Genomic DNA, 9113 nt, shown 5'->3' with positions numbered 1-9113 from the left:
TAAGTGAACGGCATTAGAGCTCAATGGCTCCCTTTTTAGTCTCTCAATGATGAGATTAGAACAGTTCTTCTGAACCGCTGCCACCACCTGAGTAGATGCTATCTTCAAGGCTGTTACCTACGTACTCCGTAGGTTCAGTTCCCTTCTCGAAATATTCAAACATCGATGAACCATCGACTTTGTGTGTCAGTAGGCCGCTATCACGGTCGATACGAACACGTACGATGTCACCTGGGATGTTCTTACTTTGTTGTGGAGTACCTTCAAGAGCAACGCGCATGAAGTCAATCCACGCAGGCTCAGCCGTTTTAGCACCAGATTCAGCGCCAGAGATCTGGCCTTTACCTAGGTTGCTGTTTACTGTTGTGCGGCCTAGTGTACGAGAGTGGTCATCAAAACCAACCCATGCAATCGCAACGATGCCAGGGCCGTAACCGTTGTACCAAGTGTCTTTCGAATCGTTGGTTGTACCGGTTTTACCACCAATGTCACGACGCTCAAGCTTTTGTGCACGCCAGCCAGTACCGTTCCAACCCGTACCATCACGCCAGCTACCGCCACCCCAGATGTTGCTGTACATCATTTCACGCATCAGGAATGCGTTTTGCGCTGAGATAACTTGTTTCGCGTATTGCGGCGTGTCGTTTTCAAGTGCGTTGTCTGGAGCGATGTTCTCTGTCGCGACGTCTTGCTCGCCAAATTCAGCAGCAAACTTATCTTCTGCAGGAACGTGTGTTTCCATTTGAGGACAATCTTGTTGGCAGATGACTTTCGGGTTTGCCTTAAACAACACTTCACCGAACGAGTCTTCAACATGGTCAATGTAGAACGGTTCTACATAGTAACCGCCATTCGCAAACACCGAGTAGCCTTGAGCCACTTTCATTGGCGTTAAGCTACCAGCACCAAGCGCGATAGTTTCTGAGCGTGGCACTTGGTCAATATCAAAGCCAAAGCGAGTTAGGTATTCACGGGTTTCGTCTAAGCCAACTTCACGTAGCGTACGAACCGCCATAACGTTCTTAGATTGTGCAAGACCGATACGTAGGCGAGTAGGGCCAATGTAAGTCGGTGGTGAGTTCTTCGGACGCCATGCTGAACCAGAACCAGCATCCCACTTGTTGATTGGTGCATCGTTAACAAGTGAAGCAAGCGTTAAACCTTTGTTTAGTGCTGCTGAGTAGATGAAAGGTTTGATACTTGAACCTACCTGACGCACAGACATGGTCGCACGGTTAAACTTGCTATGAACAAAGTTGAAACCACCAACCAGAGAAAGTACTGCACCGTTTTCTGGGTTCATTGCCACAAATGCAGTGTTGGCACTTGGTACTTGGCTTAGCTTCCAACTGTTAACGGTGTTGCCTTCTTTATCGGTTGTGCTGATTTCACGAACCCATACTTGTTGGCCTGATTCTAAAATCTGTTTTGCTGACTTAGGCACCGCACCTTGACGTTCATCCGTTAGGTATTTGCGAGCCCAGTTCATGCCTGTCCAAGCGATGGTTTGCTCATCGTTGTTCTTCACCCAAACTTGTGCAGTTTTGTCGTCAACTTTAGTCACGACTGCTGGGTAAAGTTGGCCATAAGTTGGCTGCTTCTTAAGGTGTTTTTCAATTTGCTCAGTATCCCAAGCGCTTTCACCTTCTTTCCAAAGTACTTTTTCTGCACCTCGGTAACCGTGACGCTCATCGTAAGCAAGGATGTTATTGATCGCTGCTTTGTTTGCTGCGTCTTGCAACTTTGAATCTACCGTCATGTAGATGTTCAAACCAGAAGTGTACGCTTTTTCAGTGCCGTACTCTTTCACTGCCCATGAACGTGCTAGTTCAGCCACGTATGGCGCAGAAAGCTCGATTTCAGCACTGTGGTAACGAGCGACAATAGGTTCAGCACGCGCTTCATCATATTGCTCTTGAGTGATGTATTTCTCATCGAGCATACGCATCAGAACGACATTACGACGGTTTGTCGCACGCTCTAGTGAATAGAGTGGGTTCATGGTTGATGGTGCTTTTGGCATACCAGCAAGCGTTGCGATTTCACTTAGCGTCAGTTCGTTCAGGCTCTTACCAAAGTAAACCTGAGCGGCCGCACCGAAACCGTATGAGCGGTAACCAAGGAAGATCTTGTTAACGTAAAGCTCCATGATCTCTTGCTTAGTCAAAAGCTGCTCAATGTGGATTGCAATAAAGATCTCTTTGATTTTACGCATTATCTTCTTCTCATTGGAGAGGAAGAAGTTACGTGCTAGCTGCTGAGTGATGGTACTCGCTCCTTGCTTAGCAGAACCGGATAGAGCTACGACGACAGCGGCACGAGTAATACCGATTGGGTCGATACCAGGGTGCTCGTAAAAGCGGCTATCTTCGGTCGCAATCAGCGCGTGAATCAAATCTTGTGGAATTTCGTCGTAGGTAACAGGAATTCGGCGTTTCTCACCAAACTGTGCGATCAGTTTCCCGTCTTGACTAAATACCTGCATAGGTGTTTGTAATTCAACATCTTTTAGAGTTGCAACATCTGGCAATTCAGGCTTCACGTATTGATAGAAGCCAAAAATTGTGGTGACTCCAAGAATTATGCAAATCAATGTTAAAAATAATAAACGCTTTATGAACTTCACCGGAGAATCCCTGATTGGTTGAGGCTGTGTAACGGCAAACCCTTGTACTCTTAGGTCAAAAATTTAGCACATAAGAGATATTAACTCTTATTTGGATGCTAATAACAACCTTTGCACGAAGAAAATTCTCTGGGTGCTATTTACAACCACACGCAGGAATTTCGGAGCGAGAGTAGAGATGGATAAGCTATTAGTTACGGGTATAGATATTGGCCATAACAGCCTCAAAGCCGTGGTACTTAAACCCAATGGCAACAGTTACGCTTTATTGGGTTACAAAGAAATAATACTTAAGGAACGTATTGTCGCTGAAAATAACACCATAAATCATCAAGAAATTGTAAAGACCCTTAAAGAGATGAGAAAAGAGCTCCCAATTCGAGCTCGAAAGGTCGCAATTTCGGTTCCAGACAATGCCGTGATCAGCAAAAAGCTACAAATAGAGCAGAACCTAGAAGAAAGCGAAAAGGAATTTGCGGTGATGCAAGCCTTTGCGCATCAGTCTCCCTTTCCGGTTGAAGAGCTCAGCCTCGATTTTGTAAAGGTTGAGACGGATGAGCAGATGGGCGGCACAGAGAGCTACCAAGTGTTTGCAACACGCAGAGAAGTGGTGGATAGCCGAGTGGATACATTAACAAAGTCCGGCCTAAAAACCGTGCTGGTGGATGTGCACTCACAAAGTCTTGGTCATATATGGAAGCTAACCGCAGAACGTTTTCCAGAAAAGAATAAGCATTGCTTGTTGGACATTGGTGCGATGAGCAGCTCTTTCACTATGTTTACCGAGCAAGGAGAGTTATTCCATAAGGAGTTTCCTTGCGGTACCCGCACAACAAACGACTTGTCTCAACACGATCCACTCAGTGACGATATCCAAACCGCAACTGAAGCGTTCAATCGACAAATGGTTGAACGTGTTAAGCGTCAGATGCAGCTCTATACCTCGTTCAATGGTAGCCAAGATATCAAAGGTATTTGGCTTTCCGGTGAGGGGGCGGCTACGCCAATGTTAGCTGAGGAACTATCAAGTCAATTGGCACTAGAGTGTGAACTTCTCAATCCTCTTAGTTTGTTTGAAATGAAAGTCTCTAAACGTAAACGCCGAGCGGCAGATTGGCAGCATTTCACCGCAGCTGCAGGTTTAGCGGTGCGCGGTATTCAATGGTTGGGAGGTGACGATGCTGCATCACATTAACCTCCTCGCTTGGCGCGAAAATCAACGTGAAGAACATCGTCGACGTTTTATTGGTTTGATTGTTCTTGGTGCGATTGCTGCGCTGGGCGTGCAGTGGGGCATCGGTAAGTACTACCAATACCAACAAGACCAGCAACAACAGCGCCTAGACTATTTAGCTCACTATATATCTCAGCTTGATAAGCGAATTGAAGCAATGAAGATTGCTGAGCAAGAGCACGGCAAGATTTTAGAGCGTTTAAAGATCGTTGAAGGGTTACAAAACGGGCGCAATAAAACCACTGAGTTTATGAACTTGATGCCATCAGTGATCCCTGAAGGCGTGTATGTCGACAAGATTAAGATGAATGACTACGAAATCGAGATCTCAGGAATTTCAGACAGTACGCCGCGTCTCGCGACGATGCTCGATAACATGGAGCGTTCTGCAAAATTGTTAGACGTCGAGATGCACTCCATTGTTCATGGTAAAGCCCGTTTCGGTAAAGAGTTTCAGACGTTCAAAGTCTCCTTCATGTTTAAAGGTGCCTCTATAAAAGAAGGAGGTAAACAGCATGGTTAATTGGCAAGACCTTGAAATGGATGAAATCGCTGAATGGCCATTGGTGCCGCAGTTAGTGGTTCTCTTAATGCTCGTGTTGCTGATTCAAGGTTTCGGTTACTGGTTCTATTTAAAGCCAGAGCAAGCGCATTTGGACAATTTGATTCAAGAGGAGCAAACCTTAAAAGTTGCGCTAAGAATCAAGGCCAATAAAGTGGCGGCTTTGCCTCAACTGCAATCACAACTCGATGAGCTCACCACTCGTTACGAACTGCTGCTGCAACAGCTACCTGCGCAAAAAGAGCTGGCCACCATGCTGGCTTCGGTGAATGAACTGGGCATCGATAACAAACTGACATTTACCCGCATTGATTGGGGAGAGAAACAGTCAGAGCACTTTCTTTATCGTCTGCCGCTGAATATTGAACTCACTGGAGACTTTCATGATATCGGCCGTTTCTCTCAAGCCATCGCCACATTGCCTCGCATCATCACGTTTAAAGACGTGACTTGGCAACGAGTGAGTCAAGAGAGTGAAACTTTGCACTTCCGTGTAAAAGCGAATACCTACCAGTTCAAACCAGAGGAAAAGAAAGATGCGAAATAAATCTTTGCTGATGGTTTGTATTGCAGGGGCGCTAGCGGGTTGCCAAGCCAATGATGAATCACTGACAGACTTTATTCGTGGTGTAGAAAACCAAGCACGCCGTGACGTCGCCAAATTACAGCCCGCAGAAGACTATGTTGTCATCAGTTATGAGCCCGAGATTCTACGTGTGCCTTTTGAGCTTCCTAAAGAAGCCACCATCGCCACTCAACCTTTAGCCAGACAAGATTGTTGGCAACCGCCATCAAGAAAGCGGGTAGGTAAGTTAGAACGCTTTCCTCTCAATAAACTGCGCTTAAAAGGTGTTATGGGGATGGGGAGCAATGTTTCTGGTTTGGTCCAAGCACCAAATGGCACCGTTTATAAGGTGAAGCCGGGTCAGTACCTTGGTCGTAACAATGGCAAGGTGACCCACGTATCCCACAACTATTTATTAATTAATGAAACCTTACCCGACGGTTTAGGGTGTTGGCAAAAGCGCAAAGTTAAGTTGGCTTTGAGATAGGCATAGCAGCATTTATTTTTGATATTGAGTAATGATGAAAATGAGACAAGGATTAACACTGACACCAAGGAAGCTAGCAGGGATCTTCTCTTTGTGGTTCTTTTTACTTTTAGCCCCTTTTGTAGCAGCACAGGAAGTAAAGTCTAACTCGCTAAAGACCATCGACTTTCGCACAAACAAAGACAAAGATGCCGTGATTGTTGTAGAACTTGCGTCCCCTGCAGCAATCGTTGATATCAAGCGCGTACAGGAAGGCTTGAGTATCGACTTACTCAACACATCTGTAAAAGACGACCAGCTTTACCTTCTGGATGTAAAAGACTTTTCTACGGTCGTAGAGAGTATTGAAATATTCCGAGAGACCTCAACCACACGTTTAGTTGCTTATATTGATGAGGAATACACTCACGATTACCGCCTGACTGGACGTTACCTAGAGATCAAAGTCGGTAAGATAAAAGCCAATGAAAAAGCTCCGGATAAGAGCATTCTAGAAAAAGAAGGGAAGCTGATTTCAATTAACTTCCAAGACATCCCCGTGCGAAACGTATTGCAACTCATCGCCGACTACAACCAATTTAACTTAGTGGTATCTGATTCCGTTGAAGGCAACTTAACTTTGCGTCTTGATGGTGTGCCTTGGCAGCAAGTGCTCGATATCATTCTTCAAGTAAAAGGCTTGGATAAGCGTGTTGATGGCAACGTGATTTTGGTGGCTCCGAAAGACGAACTGGATCTGCGTGAAAAGCAACAATTAGAAAAACAGAAACTTGAGCAGGAGATGGGGGAGCTTTCTTCTGAGATCATCAAAGTTAACTTTGCTAAAGCATCAGACATTGCCGAGATGATTAATGGCGAGGGTAATATCAGTATGCTCTCAGAACGTGGCAGCATGACCATTGATGAGCGGACGAACTCACTATTAATTAGAGAGCTACCAGAGAACATTGAGGTTATCCGAGAGATCATTGAGTCTTTGGATATTCCGGTCAAACAAGTTCAGATTGAAGCGCGAATCGTCACCATCAATGAAGGTAATATGGACGAACTTGGTGTGCGCTGGGGCTTCACCTCTATTAACGGCAGCCACACTGTCGGTGGTTCGATTGAGAATAACCTTGCGACAATTGGCCTGTACGATGGCGGTGGTGATGGCGAAGGTGATGACGGTGGCAGCAGTGTTGGTATTGATGACTTCCTAAACGTGAACTTGGCTGCAACTAGCCCGAATGCGACCAGTCTTGCTTTCCAAGTTGCGAAGTTAGGCTCAGACACACTGCTTGATTTAGAGCTTTCTGCGCTGCAACAAGAGTCCAAAGCCGAAATCATTTCGAGCCCGCGATTGATTACCACTAACAAGAAGCCTGCTTATATCGAGCAAGGTACCGAAATCCCGTACCTTGAGTCTTCTTCCAGTGGCGCAACGTCTGTCACGTTCAAAAAAGCCGTATTGAGCTTAAAAGTGACACCACAGATTACCCCTGACAATCGTTTAGTGTTGGATTTGAGCGTTACGCAAGACAGACCGGGTCAAGTTGTAAAAACAGGCACAGGTGAAGCAGTCGCGATCGATACTCAACGCATTGGCACACAAGTTTTAGTCAATAACGGTGAAACGGTTGTGTTGGGTGGTATTTTTCAACATAGCATCACAAACTCCGTCGATAAGGTGCCTTTATTAGGTGATTTACCGCTGTTAGGGGCACTTTTTCGTCGAAGTTATGAAAATGTCGGCAAAAGTGAACTGTTGATTTTTGTCACGCCTAAAGTTGTGATTCAGTAGGCGCTCAGTGAGTAAAAAATCGATTAGATCAAAAATAAAGTTGCATTAGTGGCACCATGCTTGGATAATTTCGGGTCTTATCACGAATTATCTGTGAGGAATTGGTGCCACAAGCCTTGTGAAACAGCAGTTTGGCTGTGTTTTCTTGTGGCGATCTTATTGAATTAACGTTGTAAATTACCGCTAAATATGGCTGAGAAACGTAATATTTTCCTTGTTGGCCCAATGGGCGCCGGCAAAAGTACAATTGGTAGACATCTAGCACAGCAGCTGCATATGGAGTTCGTGGACTCTGATACAGTGATTGAAGAACGCACTGGTGCAGACATCTCTTGGGTTTTTGATGTAGAAGGTGAAGACGGCTTCCGCAAACGCGAAGAAGCAGTACTTGAAGACCTGACTCAAGAGCAAGGCATCGTGCTAGCAACCGGCGGTGGTTCTGTGAAGAGCAAAGAAAACCGCAATCGCCTTTCTGCACGTGGTGTTGTTGTTTACCTAGAAACGACTATTGAAAAGCAACTTGCTCGCACTAACCGCGACAAGAAGCGTCCTCTACTTCAAACTGACAACCCTCGTGAAGTATTGGAAAGTTTGGCAGGCGAACGTAACCCTCTATACGAAGAAGTAGCGGATTACACGGTTCGTACTGACGATCAGAGTGCAAAAGTGGTAGCCAACCAGATCGTAAAAATGCTAGAAGAGAGATAAGCATTTATCTTTTTCAAATTGGAGCACACCGATGGAACGGATTACGGTCAATCTAGCAGAGCGTAGCTACCCAATCTCAATTGGCGCCGGGTTATTTGAAGACCCGGCGTACCTTTCTCAAATTCTTTCAAACAAAAACGCAAATCAGAAAGTTGTCGTGATCAGTAATGTCACGGTTGCTCCACTGTATGCGGAAAAAATTCTTGGTCAGCTTGAACAGCTCGGTTGTGATGCCTCATTACTTGAATTGCCTGATGGTGAGCAATACAAAAGCCTAGACACGTTTAATCAAGTCATGAACTTCCTGCTAGAAGGAAGCTACGCACGTGATGTAGTGATTATTGCGTTAGGTGGCGGTGTTATTGGCGATCTCGTTGGGTTTGCGTCTGCATGTTACCAACGTGGTGTGGATTTCATCCAGATCCCAACCACATTGTTGTCTCAAGTAGATTCATCTGTTGGTGGTAAAACCGCAGTTAACCATCCGCTAGGCAAAAACATGATTGGTGCTTTCTACCAACCTAAAGCCGTTATCATTGATACCAACTGCTTATCAACGCTTCCTGAACGCGAGTTCGCAGCGGGCATTGCCGAAGTCATCAAATACGGCATTATTTATGATGCAGATTTCTTTGATTGGCTGGAAGAGAACCTCGACCGACTGTACGCACTGGATGAAGAAGCACTGACTTATGCCATCGCACGTTGCTGTGAAATCAAAGCAGAAGTTGTGGCTCTTGATGAAAAAGAGTCTGGCATACGAGCGCTGTTGAATCTGGGTCATACCTTCGGTCATGCAATTGAGGCTGAGCTAGGTTATGGCAATTGGCTTCATGGTGAAGCGGTGTCATCTGGGACAGTGATGGCGGCGAAAGCTTCGCACTTACGCGGATTGATTTCGCAAGAGCAGCTGGATCGCATTATTAGTATTATGCGCCGCGCTAAACTGCCAGTGCATACGCCAGAGTCGATGAGTTTTGATGACTTTATGACGCACATGATGCGTGATAAGAAAGTCTTATCTGGTCAGCTGCGCTTAGTATTGCCTACCGGAATTGGTAGCGCCGAAGTCATTGCGGATACACCGCAAGATATCATCAAACAAGCTATCGACTTTGGTCGTGACATTTAACCTTGTAATGGCGCCT

8 protein-coding genes are annotated in these 9113 nt (G+C 45.6%); 7 read left to right on the top strand and 1 reads right to left on the bottom strand.

Annotation, left to right across the window (positions count from 1 at the left end; genetic code table 11):
* Window positions 1-55: 55 nt before the first annotated feature.
* Window positions 56-2626, bottom strand: a complete 2571-nt coding sequence (locus H735_RS22165; protein WP_027726743.1) for a penicillin-binding protein 1A — start codon at window positions 2624-2626, stop codon at window positions 56-58.
* Window positions 2627-2804: 178 nt separating this feature from the next.
* Here H735_RS22165 and pilM point away from each other — a divergent pair, with 178 nt between their 5' ends.
* From pilM to aroB, 7 genes are all read left to right on the top strand, one after another.
* On the top strand, window positions 2805-3821 hold the full coding sequence (gene pilM / locus H735_RS22160; protein WP_042980412.1) for a type IV pilus biogenesis protein PilM: 1017 nt from the start codon (window positions 2805-2807) through the stop codon (window positions 3819-3821).
* Window positions 3805-4383 (top strand): PilN domain-containing protein, encoded by a 579-nt coding sequence (locus H735_RS22155; RefSeq protein WP_005438427.1) that lies wholly within the window; start codon window positions 3805-3807, stop codon window positions 4381-4383. The genes pilM and H735_RS22155 overlap by 17 nt, the downstream gene beginning before the upstream one ends.
* A complete protein-coding gene (locus H735_RS22150) occupies window positions 4376-4969 on the top strand; it encodes a type IV pilus inner membrane component PilO (protein WP_020196762.1) in 594 nt (197 codons plus the stop codon). Before H735_RS22155 ends, H735_RS22150 begins: the two co-directional genes overlap by 8 nt.
* On the top strand, window positions 4959-5474 hold the full coding sequence (locus tag H735_RS22145) for a pilus assembly protein PilP (RefSeq protein WP_020196763.1): 516 nt from the start codon (window positions 4959-4961) through the stop codon (window positions 5472-5474). Before H735_RS22150 ends, H735_RS22145 begins: the two co-directional genes overlap by 11 nt.
* Before the next feature lie 34 nt (window positions 5475-5508).
* Entirely contained in the window at window positions 5509-7257 is a 1749-nt protein-coding gene (locus H735_RS22140) for a type IV pilus secretin PilQ (protein WP_020196764.1), read from the top strand.
* Between the two features lie 189 nt (window positions 7258-7446).
* On the top strand, window positions 7447-7965 hold the full coding sequence (aroK, locus tag H735_RS22135; protein ID WP_005438434.1) for a shikimate kinase AroK: 519 nt from the start codon (window positions 7447-7449) through the stop codon (window positions 7963-7965).
* A gap of 31 nt (window positions 7966-7996) precedes the next feature.
* Window positions 7997-9097 (top strand): 3-dehydroquinate synthase, encoded by a 1101-nt coding sequence (aroB, locus tag H735_RS22130; RefSeq protein ID WP_020196765.1) that lies wholly within the window; start codon window positions 7997-7999, stop codon window positions 9095-9097.
* Window positions 9098-9113: the final 16 nt, after the last annotated feature.

The organism is Vibrio owensii CAIM 1854 = LMG 25443, assembly GCF_000817815.1.
GTDB lineage: Bacteria > Pseudomonadota > Gammaproteobacteria > Enterobacterales > Vibrionaceae > Vibrio > Vibrio owensii.
This window is presented reverse-complemented; position numbering and strand designations above follow the sequence as displayed.